Consider the following 20,082-nt stretch of genomic DNA (forward strand, 5'->3'; position numbering starts at 1 on the left):
CCATCTGTAAGCAAGCCATAGTATTGAAAATTGATTCTTAAGTACTGTCAGCTATCAACTTGTTAATAAATTTTAAAGCAGAGAAGCCAGGGGTGTTTAATTTTTCTAAATTTTTAACCATTGCTAAAGGTAGATAAGGCTTGGCTGCAAACAGAAATTGAGCCGCCCCGGCTGGTGATTCAGTTGAAATCTTAGAAGAATAGAGATTCCATAATTCATAAATGGAAATAGAACCCTGCTCTTTTAACTGTTGATCTATCGCATTTATAATCAGCAAACCACAGTCATAGTGAATGCGTGGATTCTTACGTGACGCATCCAGGTAAACCGGATTTTCCTTCAGGCTGGCAAGGCATTTCTGTTCTGCTTGCTTTTTCTTCTGTGACAGAAAATCCTTAGAAAGGATACTCTCGAACGCCAAACCGGCAAAATAATCAGCCGCCCCCTCATGAACCCAGGAGTCAGCTGTATCTATAACATCTGCGCCCTCTCTCTGGTACAAATGGGCAACTTCATGGGAAAACAGCCAAAACAGTTCATCGACATCAATTGCTTCAACAACAGACTTCTTACCATACCAATGCATAAATATCTGGCCTGGCAGAGTTCCGCCTTGATGACCATGTCGACCATCGTCTGTAGAACTAAAAGAAGCAAACAATGCGGGCCTATAGCCAAGTGCGCCCATTTTATCGGCAAAGAAATCCATCAACTCAGGCAACTGAGTGCTCATCTGATGTAGCAGCTTCTCTGGTAGAAGTTCATCGATCACACTTACAAAGCGATTACTTTGTATCGGTTCTCCATGACCAATATAGACCTTGCTGCCTTCATCGAAAGCCGTCCACTTAATACTTCCCTGATAGATCCTGCCATGCAGGATAATATTGTCAGACTCGGGAGCAACAATCGTCATATACCACTTCTTTAGGCTAGGTTGGCAAGAATCTGCACAGGCAAAAAATCTCCCCGTATACAATAGATAACTTCCATCCGAAAACGGGGAGAAAGGGGCATATTCCTTGGGGAAGGCCGTATAAGTAGGGGTAAGATGAAAGGTAGCTTCTGTAAAGGCACTACCGTCCTCACGCACTAAACTCTCCACCCCATCAACAAACTCAAACTGATAGCCATTAGAAGTGGGAGCCCAACGCTTGCTTCTTGAGTTATCCGGAGAGCTTTTGAAGGCGAGCTTCTTTATTGGCTTTTCTGACACAAAGGTAACAAACCAGTTACCATTTCCCTTCTTTACCAGCTTGGCGCTAATAGTATTTGCAACTGCTATAGAGCTGAATCCTATACAGCTACATACCACAGCCATAGTAATTGCAAGGGCTATTGTACGAAACGATTTTTTTATTATCATTCTCAACCTTAATCACAAAAAGCTTGTACTCTGAGCGTTTGAATAAGCACTTAATATTTTTTTAGCATTATATCCACGAGTTACCTCTCCATTAATCAGCAAGACCGGGACACCTTTACCACCTAGGCGATCATACTGAGACCTGCCCTCCTGGAACTTCTAAAAATCATACTTATAAAATGGTATATTGTACTCTCTCAGCAATTCACGCGACTTCTGGTAGTAGCCGCACCATTCGGTAGCGTAGAGAATAACCTTACCCGGCCGCAGAGAGGCGTAATCCAGAAGCGGATTGAAATACTGCTCTATCTTATCCCACTTTTGAAAAATCAACAGAGCTACAGCCAAAATCAACACATTCTTCATGCAATGCCCCTAAAACTCAAAGAATCAGGCAAATAACCTCTTAGCAGCTCAACAGCTAGAAAGCAAATGAGAGGACCGCAATATGTACCAACTTAGGTGGTTCAGCATTTTATGTATAAGACCCACTAGGGGATTATGCAAGATGTTCATCTTAAACTTTCTATGCTCACTCATAACATCCTTACAAATATCAGCCCTTGAGCCATTCTTATTTATTACATCCTCTTAACGTCCCCACCGACACACTATCAGGCGCACCAAGGGTTTCGCCTTTAAAGTAGCGTTGATCTGATGCTTTTCCTGTAACTAAGGTGATCACTCTAAGTGAATGAATTTGTCAGTAAAAATTAGCTCTTAGTTAATACAGAGGGAAGGGGAACCTGTAATTTTTCAGCCCAGGGCTGAAGATCCTTGATAATAGAGGAATATAACTCTACCCCATCACGCAATTGCCGTGTTCGATTCGCCCAAGCACGCTGGCCAGGCACTCTTACAGGCTCATCGCTATCACTGCGGTTTTGCTCCCAGAGGTTACTTAAAGCAATGGTTTGACGAAGAAAGTCTGCTTTTTCCCCAAAAGCCTGGGGATCAATTATCTGTAAGAAAACCGAGTTGGCCTCTTTATCGTGTTTGGCTGAATCATCGTCACGGCCATAGCCTCCAAGTGCCATCGACAACACCTCCAACATCGCACTTAGTGCCGCCCCCTTGTAACCGTGATCAGCACCACCAATCGGTAAAATACTGCCACCATCTTTGAACGCCGAGGGATCATCAGAAATCTTGCCAGTATGATCTTTAAGGCAAGCTGAAGGCATTTTCCTACCCTCTCGCTTTGCACGTGACACATAGGCACCAGCTGTAATAGACATACTCACATCAAACAACAGAGGGTAATCTCCGGCCGGAGCCGCAAATGCCAGGGGATTCGCAGAGAACAATGGATCAATTCCCCCTTGAGGCGATACAGTATTTTCTCCCGGAGTTGAACAGGTTAGGATCGCCACATAACCCGCTTCGATTACCTGAGGTAAATAGGCAGCTAGGCAGGCAATATGCTGGCTGCGGCGAATAGTAGCGGTAACGACACCCTGTTCAGATACTCGTGACAATGCCTGTTCTATGGCTTTGCTAAGCACCCAGGGACCAGGTAAAAATTGTGCATCCCAGTTAAAGCAGTTACCCCTATCGGACAACACTTTGGGTTCACCACTAAGCTTGGACTCACCACTTTGTAACCACTCTAAATTGCTCACAACCCGGTGCAAGCCATGGGTGGTAAAACCGAGCAAGTCTGCCTGCAAGAATACATTAGCGATTATGTCGGCCCTGTCCTTAGCGAGCCCCACACGCTGGAATAAAGCACTGGCAAAATCTCTTAATTCTGTGGAAGAGTAATAATCTTGCATCCTGACTCCATGTCATTCTTAGTTAGGACAATAAAGAACCGGCGCTTACTGTGAACCGGTTATAATTAATCCGCCTTACCACCTTAAATTTATTCTCTCTATGTAACAAACAAAAAATACACTCACATAGATTTAAACATTGCTGCGGCCCTACGGCTCACAGAAAACTTTTGCCCATCATCCATAATTACCGTAGCTGAGCCCGTCAGCCCTCGGTTAATCTTATCGATTCGCTTAATACAAACAATCGTTGATCGGTGTATCTGCCAAAAAAGATCAGGCTCCAACTGCGTCATCAATTCCTTAAGCGGTGTGCGTATAATATGCTGGCCCTGGTCTGAGTAAACAGTGGTGTACTTCTCCTCAGCGACAAAAGCCGAAATTTCATCACAGGAGATTAGGTGTACATCCTCTCCCTTACTAGCCCTGATCCAGCGTAGATATTCCGGCTTACCGACATTGAGTTGCTGCAATAAAGCCGCAATATTCGGACTCACTTGCGCCTGCTCTTCCGCTCTACTTTCCAGACGCTTCTTGATACGTTCACAAGCTAGCTGAAGTCGCTCATCATCAATGGGCTTCAACAAATAATCTACGGCTTCCTGCTCAAAAGCATTTACTGCATATTCATCATAGGCAGTAATAAAGACCACTACGGGTTTGATTTCCAGCTTGTTAAGCGCGGAAGCAACCGCAATACCGTCCAAACCCGGCATACGGATATCGAGAAAAATGACATCAGGCTGTTCTTGCTGGCAAAGAGTTAATGCCTCCTGACCATCAGCTGCTTTACCAACTACCACAAGTTCCGGAAAAACATCAGCCAACATTTTATCCAGATGATGACGCAACAAGGGTTCATCATCGGCAATTATTGCGCGCATGGAAACTCCAATCTAGCGGTAACCCCGCCCAGTTGATTACTACTTATCTGCAGCTTGCCTTTTTCCTGGTATAGAGTGGCAAGACGCTCCTTGATATTATTTAAAGCCAAACCATTGTGCTTGTTTGACGTTGACTTATTGGTTGCAGCCTGCAAACCAATTCCACTGTCCTCCACTTCTATGATCCACTGACTAGCTTTCGTAGCCACCCTGAGACAAACCAGCCCTCCTTTCTGTGAAGGTTCAATACCATGGAAAATGGCATTTTCCACCAATGGCTGTATTAATAGGGGCGGAACTTCCGTTGAAGGGTTAACGGTTTCTGCCAGTTCGACCCTATACTGCAAGCGCTCACCCAGTCGGATTTGCTGAATAGCCAAATAGCTTTCAAGACTGCGAAGTTCATCTTTCAGGGACACATAGTCAGAACGCGATTTATTCAAACTAAAGCGCAAGAGATCGCTAAAATTGTCCAGTAATAGCTCTGCCTTCTGTGGGTCGTGCCTAATCAGCATCTTAAGATTGGCCAGTGTATTAAACAGAAAGTGAGGTTCTATTTGACTTTGTAATACTTTCAGCTGGCTTTGCACCAGAGTTTTTTGTTGCTGGGCCTGTAGTAACTCTGCTTCCTTGCGCTCAGTCTCCAGCTTGTGGGACTGTTCACGATTAAGATAAAACTGGTAGAGTAAAGTCGTCAAAAAGATAGCCAGAATTAGTGAGTAAATCAGGGCATTAACCGCAGGAAAAACTCCAAAGCCAGAGACCCACCACCAAACATTAATAGAACCCAGCACCGTCGTTGCCGAAATGGTTACTGCATACTTGAGCACATGTGGCCAGTTCGGTTTTAGGTGGAGCATAAGCTTGCGCGTAGAAAAAGCAACAAAGCCATAGGTTAGGGATATACCAAAGTTGAGAGAGTAACTCCCTCCCCACACTTGTTTAGTGATTAGGGCCACAACAATACAAAGAATCAATATACGTAAATATTCACTGAGCAACTTCACCATGATTCCTTTTATATATTCATGTTCGCAGTCAAAGTAACAAGGGTTTCATTAGGCAATTGTGTAAAATACGATTTTTTAGCGCCGCCAAAATACCTTATTGATGCGCCAAGAGTCCAATCGCCCTTCATTTCATGGTTAATACCAGCAGTCAAAACCATGCCTCTATCGCCAGGGGAATATAAAATATCCAATTTGGGATTGTAATTGTGATTAGATAAGCTCCAGTGCATCATTAGGTTATGTCGATTGCGTGCTTCGCTTAAAAAAGCTACCGCAGAAGCATATCTGGTAGCATCCCACCCTTCCCCCTGTTCACGATACCAGTTGGCATTGTCTGCAAGCCTTTGCCAATCGCGAGTATGCCACGCCCTGCTATCAAACCAGTATTCAGCGATGATTGTATGCCCTGCGTTATGGGTCCAGGTCATGCCCAACAGAGCCTGCCAGCCATCGCTCTGTTCTCCCTCTCGGGGTAAAGTGCCAGTTCTTGGAGAACCAGGCTTTAGCCATTGACGATAACGCTGCTGGTAACGGCCTTCGCTATGTAACTCCCAAGACTCCCCATAGGTCGTAACCCAGCTGGCGCCGATATTCAAACCACGTTGATCATCCAGGTAACCGAGCAGTTGCCATTCACTCACACCTTTCAGCTGGTACCAACGTGCAGCCAAACCTCTCGGAAGCTCTTCATTAATAAGTTGACTAGCATTAGCATCAACCAACATCAGGCTCAGCTCTCCACTTGCTGTGAAGCGGCTGGCTGATACGACAGCAACGCCCTCATCAGCCCGCAGAGATACCGGGTTGCGCTCCATAGGCAGGAATAGATCCAAAGGTCTGTGAGCGTAGCTAACACCAAAATCCAGGCGACGCTTACCTGCAAGCAGGTCCCACCCGAACCTATCCCCCTGCCAAAATAACTCCTCCACAACAAGTTCTGATTCCTCACCAGCGCCACTACCTGCCTCATGCAGCATGGAAACCTGTCCTTCCCAGTCCGATACCTGCAGCGCACCTTGTAATTTAACTTGGCGCTCATAACCTGACCCAGAATCGAAGAGGGCACTTTTCGATTGATTCTTAGCGCTAACAGCCATTGCCAACTCCCACTGCTGAGTAAGTGACTGAGCATTGAGCTCACCCACCAGAGACATCATCAACAGCAGCCAAAAAGTATTCCTTTTCATCATCACCTCCAACTTGATAGAAGCAATTTAGCAACACGAGTTGTTGTCTCCAGCCCAAGTGATGAGTGGTCTCCATGATGGACAGGCCGTAGATGGTTGGGATAAATGGTGAATAGCGGCTAGTGCAGGCCAGCGAGTGACGAATAAAGCTGGCCAATTCACAGATCAGTAGTGATGCCACCATCATCAATTCTGAACAGCAACCAAAGTGATCGGTGGGCCATAACGCTCTATATCTAAACGCTCTGTCACCCAGTGCAAAAGGTCTCTCACTTCAGGCTATCAGAAGTGTTCCTCTTGGAACCCTCCTGTGCTCACCAAACCACAAAACAGGCACATAAGAAGTGAAAATTTTTAGCTTCCCGCGACGAAATCAATAAAAAATACTCTTTAAATCACAATTGGTGGAACCGTACCAGTTGATAGGAGTCCATCTTTTAACTCATTAAACACCGGCTATGACCTTATAGAGATAAATTGGGGGAACAATGCCTGGTCCACTTAAAACTTTTAGCGCTCTCACATTAACCGTAATTCTGGCCGCTTGTAGTGGAGGCTCTGGAGGCAGTAATAATTCTGATAATAATCAGCCTAATAATGAAACAAATGGCGGATCTAACACCGGCACAGATGCCGATAACAACAATGATAATGATGGGGGCAACACCGATACTGGCGACTACAGATTCAATCCTGGCACTCCGCTAAGTACATTAGTGGTAGGAACTAGTGAATATGCACAGGGTACACTGCAATTAGAGGATACCGATAGTACCAGCCCCACCTTTCAGTCTGGGACTTATGCCGGAAAGTATGGTGACTTCAAACTATATGACAGCGGCAATTGGGAATACCAACTGAACAACAATGCCAACGATTTAAACAGCGGCGCCTCGGTAGAAGATACTATCGTTTTTTCTCTCAGTAACGGAGATCAGCTAAACATAACTTTTGCGATCCAAACGATTGAAGCCACCCAAAATAGTATCGTTTTTATATTGGTGAATTTTTCCGATGCCGCCGTAACGGATGATGTCAGCATCTCCCAGCTTGCGGATATGACATTCAACGCTACCGACTCCCTCGATAACACTTACAAAGAAAACTCACTGGGCCAGCTAAAGTTCCAGCGCCATCTCAGCAGCAATAATTCTCTAGCACAATATTGCTATGGTGAGGACAATAAAGAAGAAAGCTCTATTGACTGCTTTATATACAGCATCCCCGACAATCAAAACGGAGGGATTTTAAGTGTTCAAAATGCTCAGAACCGTGCCACAAGCTCTCAGGATGGGCAATATTCCGATGGAGGTTATACTTGGAGAGATAACGCAAGCCGCTGGGTAGAAAGCAATTTTGTCGATGCCAATAATCGCCCAGTAGACCTCAACGCATGGCGCCATCGAGTATTTATATTCCCAACCGCCGCTTACAATGCCGGGTTAGTTGGTACAGGGGTCGCGGCGGTCAATGGCCGCTGGAGTATCGTTACTGCAGATAGCGATCAACTAATTATGGGGCATGAACTGGGTCATAACATTGGTTTAGGCCATGCAGGCAATGATAACAACAACGATGGGGATACCAGCGACCGAGGGGAAAGTGAATATGGCGCTGCCGCAGCCTTCATGGGCAATAGCTGGCAGTCACGCTTATTTGGCAGCGCTCATAGGGACTTTATGGGTTGGTACAACAGCTTCCCTGGCTATTCCAAATCTGTTTCTAAAAGTATGGGGAATGCTTCAGAGGTTCAAATTCAGGCTATCGAACTTACCGCCGGCGAATTAAATAAAACAATGCCACAGATTATAAAGGTGGAGAGTAACGGTAGCAGCAATCGAGAAAATCACTATTTCGTGGAATATCATATTTCCCACCCCATCCTAAATCCTCGTTCACAGCAAGATAAGGCCGTAACTGTGCATTATCTGAAAGATGACACCGCCAACCAAGTGGCCACTCTTGAAGAGCCCGGCAGCAGCTTCACAGATTCGGCTGCTGGAGTCACCATAGAGTTTAAATCCAGAAGTGATGAAATGAATACTGCCACCATTTCAGTAAGCTATACAAATTAAAGAGAGAAATAGCAATGAGATACTTACTCACAATAATTTCGACCTTTCTGTTAATTCCCACCGCCTCTGGCCAGGAAACTATAACGGGAGTACTGGAAGAAGAGGTTTCAGAAAATTTTAAAACAGGAAAAATTGATCATCGCTTTTCCATCAAAGATGAAAACACAGGGCAGTATTATTTTATAGATGCCAAGGAGATCAAAGAAAAGGGCATGAGATCTGGTGAACGAGTCAGAATACGAGGAGAAAAACAAGAGCGTCGTCGGCTTCATATCAAGGAAACCGAGAGAATCATTTACGAAGAATAAGCACGTAATATCCAGCTGCTCATAAATCTACGCCAGGGCATATACTTCATCAAAATAGCCCTGGCGACGTAAAAACCTACCGGATAGCACAACGCAATAAGCCGCCCTGTTTTGCTATTATTTCACTGGTTATGTCTAGGAATTTGCCAACCCCTTTTGTTGGCGATACACATGCCAGGGAGTAACGGATGAAAACAGTTGTATCAATCGTTCTGGGTATCGCTCTATTTCAATCACTTTCAGCAAGTGCCGCCTGGACTGAACAGGCGCGCATTGACTATCTCAAAGTTCACAGCCAAGGAGTAGACGTTCGATTAAAAGGATTTGAAAATACCAGTGCTGAAGTGGCATGTTCTGACACTAGGACATTTGTACTAGTGAATGATGAATCTCAAATCTATGACACCAAAGTCTCTTTTTTATTGTCTGCTTTTATGTCAAAGACCCCAGTAAATCTGAGTTACTATGGATGCTATGAAGATAGAATCCGCTTGTATTCCGTCATAATCAGGGACTGAAGCGCCATCAAGCGATGTTTGGAATAACAATATTTTATCTGGAAGGATACATGGATGTATCCACTCAACTCTTAAAGAAGTATTTCACCAAATTCAATGTATAAGACCCGCATAATATTTAAGCGGATCTTATACAGGCCACTCTGACCTTCATTATAAACCTACGGCACTTAAATCACGGGATCAGAGATTATCGTGACATTTTCCAGGCCATAATACTCTACAACCCAAGAATAACTTTCATACACTTCATAGCGGTCTGGGAAAGCTTTACCCACCACATCCCAGCGTTTACGAGATTTAGAATAACTTGATCCTTTGATCACACCAGTGAAATTGAATTCGTCACCGTTATGGGGATTAGTCACAGTAGTGGTATAAGGGATTTCAACCTCGCTATTTTCTACCATCATACGTGCCACCAGTAGGCTATAAGCGGGTACACTCGCGGGCATCGCTTCCTTAACGGTTCTCTGATTACTAACCGTCGAAGTTTCTCCAACCGTAGTTGAGGCTGAAAAAGTTTCAGAAAAATTGAACGTGATCGAGCCACTATTTTCAACGGTACCCGGAACTCCAACCTTGTAACCCTCAGTCAAGCTCACGCCGGCAGTCACCGAGATGCCGAGTGTATTGGTCCAAGTATCAGTTTCGCTCTTGCCATCCGTATACCAAACTTCGGTACTATCACTCTGAGTTACGCTAGAAAAATTCTCTAACAATCTTTCACCAAAGAAGGTTTTTGTATTCTCAGGGGTTTCCACAATTTGATCCCAGTGTATTTCAACCCCACTCTCAACCAGATCAAAACGGTCAGCCACACAAGGGTAAATACTCCAAATCTTGCTATCTCCTGCGGTACCAGCAAAACCCACAACTGAACGGGTACCAATACTTAGCTGATACTCTTGCCACTTATGCCAACCATTATTACTGCCAAAAGTTATCTCTCTAGTAGAGTTATTTGACATATCTTTTAAGTAAACACGGATACGAGAAATATTGCCATCGCGTTTCTTATAAAAACGCCAACCCTGGATGTATTCCATATCTCCAAGGAGTTTGCGGAATCCTGAACCAGTCGTTTTACCCACCTCGTCATCATCAGCGTATAGATATTCAAGCTTCAAGCCTTTGATGCGTTCATCCCCGCTATAACTGGTAATAGCAGCTATTTTATCTCCCGGCACACGCTTAGTGGAATAGCTATCACACATGTCAAAGTCACTGCCATTACCACTCTTACCATAGGAGAATATTTCATCATATCGTAAGGTTCCGCCTTTATCTGCGGTATTAAAATAGAGATCCAATATATTGGTAGCTGCTAAAACTGGGGCAGAAAGAAAAAACCCGATCACCACTGTAAAGATATACCTCATGGCATTACCCTTTTATTAATTGTGCTATCAGTCCGTCATTGTTAGTTACCTCATTACCTCTACCACCTGAGTATTTTCTCTTTTCGCACCTCCTTTAATTGCTTATTAAGGGGTTCCATCCTGTGTGAGATTCTTTTAAATCAGTGAATAGCTTTTATCGGTTATATTCATTGGAACACAAACTCAACAATCACCAGAAACTGCCCACCACCAGGGCAGTAGTAATCAGCAGTAATACTGAAAGTACACGATAATTGCGCCATAGGGGCTCACTGCGCAGCGCCTCGGTTTCCGCATCAAAGTCTTTGCGAGACCAAACAAACTGCCTGGCTTCCTCACTAATCTTTGCCGGGCTTATCAAGCTGGAAGCCACCAACACCATGGAGCAGAAAACAAAGAGGATTGGCGCTATATAAAGGAAATGTAAATTAGTCCAACCCAGCACCTCATTAGCGAGGAATAGAGTTACTCCTCCGGCAGTGCCCAAAACCAAAGTGGTCATTGCACCCTTGGAGGTCGCTCCCTGCCAAAAAAAGCCAATTAGGAATAGAGCCAAAACAGGGGGTACGGCATAGGAAAGTACTTTTTGCAGATATTGGAACAGAGAACCAAAATTCTCTATCTGCGGCGCCCACAGCACAGCCAGAACCATAAAGATGAAGGTGACCAGTTGCCCCACGCGCATCAGCTGATGCTGGTTCAAAGAGGGAAAACGCTGTCGCACGAAATCCATCGTCACCAATGTAGATGCAGAGTTCAGCGTGGAGTCAATCTGAGACATAAGGGCTGCAACAAAACCAGCCAAGACCAATCCCAAAATGCCCACAGGTAACAATTCAAATAGTAAGGTTGGATAAACCATGTCTGCCCGTTCCAGCTCGGGGAACAGGACAATCGCCATAGTGCCGGGCAGGACCATAATAAACAGCACCGGCAATTTCAGAAGACCGGCAAACAACGCTCCCCAGCGCCCATGGTTAATATCTTTGGCGCTCAGCACCCGCTGTACCATGAATTGGTTGGTACACCAGAAATAGAAACCCAGTAGGGCCACTCCAGTGACCAGCCCCAGCCAAGGCACACTGGAATCTCCGATTGGACGGATCAAACTCAATTGATGGGCGGATACCTGGGAAACCACATTCTCCCAGCCACCAGCGCGATCCAGAGCGAAAATACTGATCAGAATTGAACCAAAAATTAGCAATAGAGCCTGGATAGTATCGGTGTAAATTACCGCGGCCAAACCGCCGGCAATCGTGTAAATACCTGCGATCACCGCCAAAATCGAAATGGTCACTGACATCGGCATTTCAGGAAAAATCAGCTTCATCACTAAGCCTCCGGCATAGAGGCTGCCGGCGGTATCTACCACGATATTCAGGAAAATTGTCAGACCGGAAAAGTAAGTCCTGGCGGTGCGATTAAAGCGCCGCTCCAGCATCTCGGGCATGGTGTAGATACGGGAGCGAAGTATTGTCGGCAGATAAAAAATCGCGAAAAACACCAGGATGACAGCAGCCATCCACTCATAGTTGAAGACCGCAATGCCGGTACTATAAGCATCGCCAGCCAAACCAATCAGGGTCGTGCTGGAGATATTCGAAGCGAACAGGGAAAGCCCTATCAGCGGCCAAACCATCTTTCGCCCAGCAAGGAAGTAGTCTTCAGCGGTGTCGTGGCGACGACTGAGATAGAGCCCCAGGCCAATTGTGAAAACGAAATAGACGACCAAAATGATCGCATCGATGGGGTGGAGACCAAAATCGACCGACATAACTTCCTCGTTCACCGCTAGTTGCGTATTTTTATGGTTTGCGGAACTTGCAAAAAATTAAATCACAGTGGTTTAATTAAGTAAAGCAAACCACCAAAATATAAATAAAACCTTTAAAATCAATAGATTAAGGAAACAACCGTTTATCTCACTTTCATTGCTTACGCTAGGCAAACGCAATAAAATCCTATATGGACGTATTTGTCACAAATAGTCTCAGACCAAACTCTCGGATACGCGTTTTCTACAAAAGGGGCACAGAGATGGGTAAGGGAAGTAATTCCAGCGGCCTGCGTCGCTATAACGAACGGGTTTTGCTAACCGCGCTGCGGAAAGCAGGTACTGCGTCCAAGTCTGACCTGGCGCGCCTCACCAACCTCACCCCCCAGGCCGTTACACGCATCGTGGATGAATTGGAGAGTACTGGCATGGTTATGCGTGAGGGGCGCAGGCTTGGCGGCAAAGGCCAGCCCTCCATCATGTACACCATCAACCCCACCGGTGCTTACTCCATAGGCATTAAAGTCGGGCGGCGTAATGTTGAATTATTGTTAATGGATTTTGGCGGCAATATTTTGAAGAAAATATGCCAGGAATTTGAATGCCCTGAGCCCGACTTTCTTCTCAGAAATATAGAATCGGGTATCGAAAATTTAAGTGCAGAATTAGTCAAAAAAGACCAATCCAAGCTCGTCGGCGTTGGTATCGCCATGCCCTGGTTTATCGGTGCCTGGACAAAAGAATTGGAAATGAGCGATACCCTGGCGAACGAATGGCGAGAAATTAACTTCGCAGAAGAGGTTTCCAAAGGCACCCACCTACCCGTCTTCTTTGAAAATGACTGCTCTGCTGCAGCAGTCGCCGAGCTGCAATTCGGTAAAGGCACTGAAGTTTCCGATTTTCTTTATATCTTCGTTGGCACTTTTATCGGCGGCGGCCTGGTGCTTAATAGCAGCCTGGAGACTGGTGTACATGGCAACTCAGGCAACCTGGCCACCATGCCAGTCCCTGCCTCCAAGCTCAGTAGCACCCCAGAACCCGAAGGGGCCTTCGAGACCTTACTTAATCGAGCCTCACTATTTGGCTTGCGCCGACACCTGCGCGCCAACCAAATTAATATCAATGACTCTGCTGATTTATTGTCGGTGATGGATCAGGCCCGCCCTCTCATACAGGAATGGCTGGACGACTGCGCTGATGCACTGGTTTACGCCATTCTCTCCGCAGTCAGCGTACTGGACCTTGAGGCCGTTATTATCGATGCGCACCTCCCGCGATTCCTGCTGGAGGAGCTGGTGGAAATCATCTCCAGGCGAATGCAGCAAGCCGCCCCGTCCGGAGTTTTCAAGCCCCAGATAATGAGCGGTAAGATCGGTATTGATGCCATCGCGATTGGCGGTGCCATCCTGCCCTTTTACTCCAATTTTGCACCAGATAAGACCGTGCTGTTGAAGGGTGGAGTTCCTGAGCGGGTTCCGGTTTAACCTGAAATATAGCGGAAAAACAAGGCTCAACTAATTAGGCATTAAAACCGTATTGGTTCGTTTTACATAATCATAACAGTGAGGTGACCAGCGAGATGGCATTTAACCTAAAAGACAAATGGGTTTGGGATTTTTGGTTCGCCGTTGATGGCGATCAATACCATATGTTTTATCTACAAGCGGATAAATCCCTCGGCGATCCAGAGCTACGCCATTGGCATGTCTCGATCGGTCACGCCATTTCCACCGACCTGATTCATTGGGCCCCAAAGCAAGACGCGATAAAACCCTCCCAATATCAAGAGGGTGGCATCGATGAGGCTGCGGACTCCTACACAACCTGGACCGGCTGCGTACATAAAGAGGGCGACACCTGGTACATGTTTTACACGGGTACCAAACACTCAGAAAAAGGGCTTATTCAGCGGGTCTGCCTGGCTACCTCCAAAGATCTTTTAAACTGGCAAAAATGTCCGGAAAATCCTCTGGTGGAGTTAGACCCCAAGTTTTATGACGGTCTAAACCTGGAATACTGGCATGATGCCTCCTGGCGCGACCCTTGGATTGTCAAAGATCCCGATCAAGCCCTTTATCATATGTATGTCACTGCCCGTTGTAATCAAGGCAGTCCCGACGGGCGCGGCGCAGTGGGTTATGCCAGCTCCACCGACCTCCTGCACTGGAAAGTTGGAGAGCCCATACTGGCACCGGGCTGGTATGGAGAAATGGAAGTCCCGCAGATTGAAAAAATCCAGGGCCGCTACTATCTCTTCTGCTCTGTCTCCACTCAGTTTCACAGCCAAGTCCACCGCCAGTCTATGAGCGGAAAACCACTTACCGGCACCAAGTATTTTGTCTCCGATGCCCTAAATGGGCCATACACTGTTATTGGTGATGGATTCCTCAGTGCTGACGAGCAGGGCAGCCTATATTCCGGTCGGGTGATACAGGGGCCAGACCAACACTGGTATCTGCTCGCCTTTAACCGCGACGATGCACAAGGCAATTTTATCGGCGGGATTTGTGATCCCAAGAAGATCGAATTTCTTGCGAATGGACAACTAAAATTGGCAGAGTAGCGATAGATGGCCAACGGCATCTTGCGAAAGTACCGGTGCCGTACCGCCTGCTAAATATCCACCAGGGCCGAAGACTTCACCTAACCTGTAAGCAATCAATAGCTGAAAACTTCCCACTGATTGCAGTTTCTTTAGATATTTATCCCCAAGATCTCAGTAAAAACCCTTCCCTTTGCCCCACTCCCCACAAACCAAGCAAATTTTCTTCAGCACCCAAGCAGTACCCGGGCTCTTTCCATTGAAGAGTAACTCTCACTGATTGATTTAGTTACACTCTTAAAATCAATAGGCAAATTTCCAGAAAAATTCTATTGCCCATATTAAATCACAGTGGTTTAATAAATAAAAAATGGCCATCCCGCCATGCGAATCAAGAAAAAAGAAGAGCCCAACCTAAATGGGCCGCCAGCAAAAACTAATAACCATAAGTGATGATTGAGGAGAGCGTCGTGAAGGCAGAAGACTTTCAAGCCGATTGCAAATGGGTCAGAGGTTTTAAACCAAGTTCAATCGCCCTGGCGATAGCGGTGGCATCCAGTGTTAGCACTGCGGTAACCGCCCAAGAGCAGCTGGAGATTGAGGAAGTCATCATTACCGCTACGGCACGCCCCGTAACGAAAATGGAATCCAGCATTTCCGTCAGCGCCCTAGATACCGAAGAATTGTCTAACTACGCCCCCCGCTCAACCTCAGAAGTTTTTCGCAGCCTGCCAGGTATACGCACGGAATCTTCTGGTGGCGGTGGCAATGCCAATATCACTGTAAGGGGAATTCCGCTTGCCACTGGTGGCTCCAAGTACATGCAGATCCACGAGGATGGGCTGCCAGTACTCGAATACGGCGATATCAATTTCGGCAATACCGACAACTTTATTCGAGCCGATTCTTCCCTATCTCGAATTGAAAGTGTACGCGGCGGCTCCGCTTCCACCTTTGCCAGCAACTCCCCCGGCGGTGTGATCAATATGATCAGCAAGACTGGAGAAGAAGAAGGCGGGAATATAGGCCTCTCTTTTGGTGCAGATTACGATGAAACCCGCCTGAACTTCGGCTACGGGCACCACCTCAGCGATACCCTGCGGTTTTATGTAGGCGGCTTCCTGCGCGAGGGGGAAGGTGTTCGTGAAACCGGCTTTGATGGCGATTCCGGTGGCCAATTAAAGGCCAATCTCACCAAAGATTTTGACAACGGTTATGTGCGCCTTTACTACAAACACCTTGACGATCGGGTGACCACTTACCTACCCGGCCCGGTAACTTATAAAGGCAATGGAGAGTTCGGTACTGTAGCCAACTTCGATGCCAGCAGCCAGACCCTGCACTCAGACAATTACCGTAATATCTCTACTTTCGATGCCTATGGCAACCCGGTAAATCGGGATCTCAGCGACGGTATTGAATCCCTGGTAGAAGCCTATGGATTTGAGAGTCAATTTGAATTTGAGAATGGCTGGACCATTACTGACAAGTTCAGAATTTCTGATATAAGCGGTAGCTTTATCTCTCCATTTACTGACACCTTTGGCAATTATGGCCCACAATCCGCACAAAGTATGGCAGACCTGATCTGTGCCAATGCCGTTAGCGGAGAGGGTTCTGCAGTGGACTGTAGTGCAGGAACCACCGTGACCTACGCCAATGGCGAAGAGATCGATGAATTAGCCTATCTGAACTTGTTGTTCGATACAGAAATCCATGACCTGGGGTTGATCGTCAACGATTTCAAAGTCGATAAGCTCATTAATGACAACATTGTTGTTTCCGCAGGCTTTTACTACTCCAAGCAAAATATCAAGACCAGCTGGAATAGTTGGAATGCCCTAATCCAAAGCGTGGATGGCAGTGACTCCCAGAACCTAACCATCACAGCGAATGCCAACGGGGATTTGTTAGTCGATGATGGCCTCTGGTCGGCAAGCTTCCTGTCCTATGCCTGGGATCTGGAATATGAAACCTACGCTCCTTATATGAACGTGTCTTTCGATGTTGGGGACTTCACCTTCGACGTCAGTGCACGCCACGATATGGTCAATGCAAAGGGCTCTCTGGTTTCCAGTTGCTGTGGTGGCGATACCGATTACGATATCAACGAAGATGGCATTATCAGCGATGTGGAAGATGCGAGCGCATCAGATGCCTTTGGTTTTACCGGTGGCATTATCACTATGGCTAACGGTAATACTCAGCTAGTCGACTATGATGCAGATAACACCTCCTTCTCCCTTGGCGGCAACTATGCAATCAATGACAGCATGGCGGTTTTTGCTCGTTACAGTGAAGGTGGCCGCGCAATTGCCGATCGCCTGCTGCAAATTAGCGGCGCTTTAAATAGTGATGGCAGCCTCAGCAATACCACCGATGGCTTTGATTCTGTTGACCAGCTAGAGATCGGTTACAAGTTTACCGCTGGTGATTTTGATATTTTTGCCACCTATTTCAATACCGTCACCGAAGAAACCAATGCGGAAATCACCAGCGGCCTAACTTTCGTACGCGAGTATGAAGCACAAGGTATAGAGCTGGAAGGCTCCTATATTTATGGCGATTTCTCGGTTAACGGCAACCTGACCTGGACGGATGCCGAAATCAGCAAAGATGCGAATAACCCATCGGTAGTCGGCAATACTCCCCGTCGTCAGGCAGATATCATTTACACCATTACCCCGCAGTATAATTTTGGTGACAGCCTAACCTTCGGCGCCAGCCTGCAGGGCTCTACTGAGTACTACGTTTCCGATTCCAACCAGCTGAAACAAGATGGCTATGTGTTGGTAAATCTGTTCGGCTCTTATTATGTTACTGAGGATCTCACCGTTTCCTTTAACGTAAACAACCTTACTGATGAATTTGTTGTAACTGAGGTTGAAGAGTCTTACGCAGAGGCGGGAGATATTGTTCGCGGCAGAGCCATCAGCGGCCGCTCCACCAGTGTCAGCTTCAATTACGCTTTTTGATCGTTGTCCTCCCTACTCCAGTAAGTCGTTTGCAGCCCGTTTAGGGCCGCTTGCAAACACCGGGTGTCCAGCCTCCCCGTTGGCACCCGGTCTTTTTCTTCAACGAGAAACTTACTGCAGTCACTCCTCCAGTGGAGTAGCCTGTTAAAATTAACCGACCAAATATTTCTTTAAATAGAATACCCAGCCAGTGGAGCGAATTAGGATGGAAGTGCAAGGCAACGCAGTAAATACCTTGCTTGGAGGCATAGAAGCCGGCGGCACAAAATTTAATTGTGCAATTGCCGCAAATCCCGATGATGTCTGGGAGAGGGCTAGCTTCCCAACCACCACACCGGAAGAAACCCTCGGTCAGGTCATTGAATTTTTCCAGGCCGGCGCCCAACGCCATGGCCCTATTTCCACACTGGGTGTCGCAAGTTTCGGTCCGGTAGATTTGAACCCGCAATCGAGCCAGTACGGGTTTATCACTAACACCCCTAAAAATGGATGGTCCAATACCAACCTGGCCGGTCAGTTACAGGGGGCACTCTCTATTCCTGTAGCTTTCGACACTGATGTGAATGGCGCAGCGCTGGGAGAACACCTGTGCGGCGCCGCTGTAGGTGTAAAGAATTTTGTCTACGTCACCATCGGCACCGGTATCGGCGCCGGGGTAATGGTGGATAGCAAACTGGTAAACGGCGCCATGCACCCGGAAATCGGCCATATGTTGATGCCACAGGATCGACGAAGAGACCCCTACCCAGGCCACTGCCCATTCCATGGCAATTGTCTGGAAGGCCTTGCCTGCGGCCCCGCTATTGAAGACCGCTGGGGCCTGCGCGGCCAGAGTATGGACAGTGACCATCCAGCCTGGGATCTACAGGCGGAATACCTAGCCACCATGTGTATAAACCTGACCAGCTGCTACTCACCGGAACGAATTATTCTCGGTGGCGGCGTTATGGAACAAACACACCTGTTCCCACGCATTCGCCACAAGTTTCTCGACCTGGCAGGTGGTTATTTCCCCCAGGTATCCCAAGGCAACATCCGCTCTTTTATAGTCCCACCAAAACTCGCCGGCCGCTCCGGAGAGGTGGGTTCTCTGCGTATGGCCCAGGCACTTTGCTCCAGCTTTTAGATAACCAAATCCTCCCTCACAGGATGTGGAAGCGCCAGGGGAATATTCCTGGCGCCACTCCACCCGCCAAACTGCGCCCCACAACTCCCTTTCCAACTTATATACTCATCTTTGCGACTGTTGGCACAGCGCAAGGTAGCTAGTCTCGTATCCGATCTGATAGGCTTGTCAGTCTTGACCGCCCACTGACGCGGCTGAGCACGCTAAAGCGTGGCTCATTAAGGGATAAAGATGAAAATAATTAAAATATTGTTTATAGGCTTAATGGTTTTGGCCACTCAGTTTGTGCAAGCCGGCACCGCTGAACCCACAACATTTACCCGCCAGGGCATTCTCTCTTACAACTTTCATTCCGACTTACTGGGACGTGGATTTGTAATTGATGTGCTACTGCCGCTCTCCTTTAACCCGGAAGACACTACCCGGTATCCGGTCATTTATATGACCGACGGGTATATGAACTTCCCCATGGTGGCACCGAACCTGATCCACGAACAGGTCCCAGATGAGCAAGGCAATACCAAGCTACCGCCAGTGATTCTGGTTGGTATCTCACACCCACTGGACAGTTCCAACTTCACCTTACGTTTAACGGATTTTACTCCAGTACCTGGAGAGATTAGGGGGAATACTCTGGGTGGTGGCGCCAACCAATTTCTGGAATTTTTGGAGAACGAGCTCAAGCCTTTTATCAATAATTCGTTCAAGGGAGATGAAAGCGACGAAACACTGGCTGGCCACTCCCTCGGCGGGCTCTTAGCCCTGCACGCCCTCTTCAATCACACCGATAACTTCGACCGCTATGTGATCGGCAGCCCCAGCATCTGGTGGGCGGATAAGCAAATTCTAGAAAGTGAACTCGCTTATGCCGAACGCCAGACTGACTTACCGAAAAGCGTGTATATGTTTATTGGTGGGGAGGAAATCTGCTTAGAAGAAGGAGAGGTTTGCGGCGTTCAAGATTTTAGGGACCTAGCTCAGCGACTCAAGTCCCGAGATTATGAAAATTTGACTCTACGCAAACGGGTCATTAAGGGTGAAAACCACGATACCGTAGTTAATCCTGGTTACGATAAAGGGATAGAACAGGTTTTTAAAAGTAAAGTGCTACCACGAAAGTATTCGTTTTAATCGAACTTTCCGGCCCTAGAGCAGAG

At 46.9% G+C, this 20,082-nt stretch carries 17 protein-coding genes; 8 read left to right on the forward strand and 9 right to left on the reverse strand.

Annotated features, from left to right (window positions below; translation table 11 throughout):
* Positions 1–37: 37 nt before the first annotated feature.
* The 7 genes from ACJJIV_RS03925 to ACJJIV_RS03955 all read right to left on the reverse strand — a co-directional run bounded on the left by ACJJIV_RS03925 (position 38) and on the right by ACJJIV_RS03955 (position 6,406).
* Positions 38–1,366, reverse strand: coding sequence for a gluzincin family metallopeptidase (locus tag ACJJIV_RS03925; protein ID WP_444890813.1), 1,329 nt, complete (start codon positions 1,364–1,366; stop codon positions 38–40).
* 159 nt (positions 1,367–1,525) lie between these two features.
* Positions 1,526–1,732 (reverse strand): hypothetical protein, encoded by a 207-nt coding sequence (locus tag ACJJIV_RS03930; RefSeq protein WP_444890814.1) that lies wholly within the window; start codon positions 1,730–1,732, stop codon positions 1,526–1,528.
* A 347-nt stretch (positions 1,733–2,079) separates the two neighbouring features.
* Positions 2,080–3,141: an Ldh family oxidoreductase gene (locus ACJJIV_RS03935; protein WP_444890815.1), complete on the reverse strand. Its 1,062-nt coding sequence runs from the start codon at positions 3,139–3,141 to the stop codon at positions 2,080–2,082.
* A 122-nt stretch (positions 3,142–3,263) separates the two neighbouring features.
* Positions 3,264–4,025 (reverse strand): LytR/AlgR family response regulator transcription factor, encoded by a 762-nt coding sequence (locus tag ACJJIV_RS03940; protein ID WP_444890816.1) that lies wholly within the window; start codon positions 4,023–4,025, stop codon positions 3,264–3,266.
* Positions 4,013–5,032 carry a sensor histidine kinase gene (locus ACJJIV_RS03945; RefSeq protein WP_444885539.1) on the reverse strand — a complete coding sequence of 340 codons (1,020 nt, stop codon included), beginning with the start codon at positions 5,030–5,032 and terminating at the stop codon, positions 4,013–4,015. Before ACJJIV_RS03945 ends, ACJJIV_RS03940 begins: the two co-directional genes overlap by 13 nt.
* 11 nt (positions 5,033–5,043) lie before the next feature.
* A complete protein-coding gene (locus ACJJIV_RS03950; protein ID WP_444890817.1) occupies positions 5,044–6,222 on the reverse strand; it encodes a hypothetical protein in 1,179 nt (392 codons plus the stop codon).
* Positions 6,173–6,406: a hypothetical protein gene (locus ACJJIV_RS03955; protein WP_444890818.1), complete on the reverse strand. Its 234-nt coding sequence runs from the start codon at positions 6,404–6,406 to the stop codon at positions 6,173–6,175. The genes ACJJIV_RS03950 and ACJJIV_RS03955 overlap by 50 nt, the downstream gene beginning before the upstream one ends.
* 304 nt (positions 6,407–6,710) lie before the next feature.
* Here ACJJIV_RS03955 and ACJJIV_RS03960 point away from each other — a divergent pair, with 304 nt between their 5' ends.
* The 3 genes from ACJJIV_RS03960 to ACJJIV_RS03970 all read left to right on the forward strand — a co-directional run bounded on the left by ACJJIV_RS03960 (position 6,711) and on the right by ACJJIV_RS03970 (position 9,123).
* Positions 6,711–8,297: a VCBS domain-containing protein gene (locus ACJJIV_RS03960; RefSeq protein ID WP_444890819.1), complete on the forward strand. Its 1,587-nt coding sequence runs from the start codon at positions 6,711–6,713 to the stop codon at positions 8,295–8,297.
* Positions 8,298–8,311: 14 nt separating this feature from the next.
* Complete coding sequence (locus ACJJIV_RS03965; protein WP_444890820.1) at positions 8,312–8,605, forward strand: hypothetical protein; 294 nt, start codon at positions 8,312–8,314, stop codon at positions 8,603–8,605.
* A 188-nt stretch (positions 8,606–8,793) separates the two neighbouring features.
* Positions 8,794–9,123: a hypothetical protein gene (locus tag ACJJIV_RS03970; protein ID WP_444885543.1), complete on the forward strand. Its 330-nt coding sequence runs from the start codon at positions 8,794–8,796 to the stop codon at positions 9,121–9,123.
* Between the two features lie 170 nt (positions 9,124–9,293).
* Here ACJJIV_RS03970 and ACJJIV_RS03975 read toward each other — a convergent pair whose 3' ends face one another.
* Both ACJJIV_RS03975 and ACJJIV_RS03980 read right to left on the reverse strand, forming a co-directional pair.
* Positions 9,294–10,487 carry a hypothetical protein gene (locus ACJJIV_RS03975; RefSeq protein WP_444885544.1) on the reverse strand — a complete coding sequence of 398 codons (1,194 nt, stop codon included), beginning with the start codon at positions 10,485–10,487 and terminating at the stop codon, positions 9,294–9,296.
* A gap of 208 nt (positions 10,488–10,695) precedes the next feature.
* Positions 10,696–12,282, reverse strand: a complete 1,587-nt coding sequence (locus tag ACJJIV_RS03980; RefSeq protein WP_444890821.1) for a sodium:solute symporter — start codon at positions 12,280–12,282, stop codon at positions 10,696–10,698.
* Between the two features lie 263 nt (positions 12,283–12,545).
* On the opposite strand from ACJJIV_RS03980, the gene ACJJIV_RS03985 reads away from it, so the two are divergent.
* From ACJJIV_RS03985 to ACJJIV_RS04005, 5 genes are all read left to right on the forward strand, one after another.
* Positions 12,546–13,766, forward strand: a complete 1,221-nt coding sequence (locus ACJJIV_RS03985) for an ROK family transcriptional regulator (protein WP_444890822.1) — start codon at positions 12,546–12,548, stop codon at positions 13,764–13,766.
* A 95-nt stretch (positions 13,767–13,861) separates the two neighbouring features.
* Positions 13,862–14,845, forward strand: a complete 984-nt coding sequence (locus tag ACJJIV_RS03990) for a glycoside hydrolase family protein (protein WP_444890823.1) — start codon at positions 13,862–13,864, stop codon at positions 14,843–14,845.
* Positions 14,846–15,294: 449 nt separating this feature from the next.
* Positions 15,295–17,799 carry a TonB-dependent siderophore receptor gene (locus tag ACJJIV_RS03995; protein ID WP_444890824.1) on the forward strand — a complete coding sequence of 835 codons (2,505 nt, stop codon included), beginning with the start codon at positions 15,295–15,297 and terminating at the stop codon, positions 17,797–17,799.
* A 205-nt stretch (positions 17,800–18,004) separates the two neighbouring features.
* Complete coding sequence (locus tag ACJJIV_RS04000; RefSeq protein WP_444890825.1) at positions 18,005–18,925, forward strand: ROK family protein; 921 nt, start codon at positions 18,005–18,007, stop codon at positions 18,923–18,925.
* 231 nt (positions 18,926–19,156) lie between these two features.
* Complete coding sequence (locus tag ACJJIV_RS04005; RefSeq protein ID WP_444890826.1) at positions 19,157–20,056, forward strand: alpha/beta hydrolase; 900 nt, start codon at positions 19,157–19,159, stop codon at positions 20,054–20,056.
* Positions 20,057–20,082 lie beyond the last annotated feature (26 nt).

The organism is Microbulbifer mixtoriginis (SeqCode) (assembly GCF_052466765.1).

Excerpts from the sequence above, each read along its gene's own strand:
- ACJJIV_RS04005 (WP_444890826.1), top strand. The coding sequence starts at position 19,157 with ATGAAAATAATTAAAATATTGTTTATAGGCTTAATGGTTTTGGCCACT.
- ACJJIV_RS03960 (WP_444890819.1), top strand. The coding sequence starts at position 6,711 with ATGCCTGGTCCACTTAAAACTTTTAGCGCTCTCACATTAACCGTAATT.
- ACJJIV_RS04000 (WP_444890825.1), top strand. The coding sequence starts at position 18,005 with ATGGAAGTGCAAGGCAACGCAGTAAATACCTTGCTTGGAGGCATAGAA.
- ACJJIV_RS03955 (WP_444890818.1), bottom strand. The coding sequence starts at position 6,406 with ATGGTGGCATCACTACTGATCTGTGAATTGGCCAGCTTTATTCGTCAC.
- ACJJIV_RS03980 (WP_444890821.1), bottom strand. The coding sequence starts at position 12,282 with ATGTCGGTCGATTTTGGTCTCCACCCCATCGATGCGATCATTTTGGTC.
- ACJJIV_RS03965 (WP_444890820.1), top strand. The coding sequence starts at position 8,312 with ATGAGATACTTACTCACAATAATTTCGACCTTTCTGTTAATTCCCACC.
- ACJJIV_RS03985 (WP_444890822.1), top strand. The coding sequence starts at position 12,546 with ATGGGTAAGGGAAGTAATTCCAGCGGCCTGCGTCGCTATAACGAACGG.
- ACJJIV_RS03935 (WP_444890815.1), bottom strand. The coding sequence starts at position 3,141 with ATGCAAGATTATTACTCTTCCACAGAATTAAGAGATTTTGCCAGTGCT.
- ACJJIV_RS03950 (WP_444890817.1), bottom strand. The coding sequence starts at position 6,222 with ATGAAAAGGAATACTTTTTGGCTGCTGTTGATGATGTCTCTGGTGGGT.
- ACJJIV_RS03930 (WP_444890814.1), bottom strand. The coding sequence starts at position 1,732 with ATGAAGAATGTGTTGATTTTGGCTGTAGCTCTGTTGATTTTTCAAAAG.
- ACJJIV_RS03990 (WP_444890823.1), top strand. The coding sequence starts at position 13,862 with ATGGCATTTAACCTAAAAGACAAATGGGTTTGGGATTTTTGGTTCGCC.
- ACJJIV_RS03925 (WP_444890813.1), bottom strand. The coding sequence starts at position 1,366 with ATGATAATAAAAAAATCGTTTCGTACAATAGCCCTTGCAATTACTATG.
- ACJJIV_RS03940 (WP_444890816.1), bottom strand. The coding sequence starts at position 4,025 with ATGCGCGCAATAATTGCCGATGATGAACCCTTGTTGCGTCATCATCTG.
- ACJJIV_RS03970 (WP_444885543.1), top strand. The coding sequence starts at position 8,794 with ATGAAAACAGTTGTATCAATCGTTCTGGGTATCGCTCTATTTCAATCA.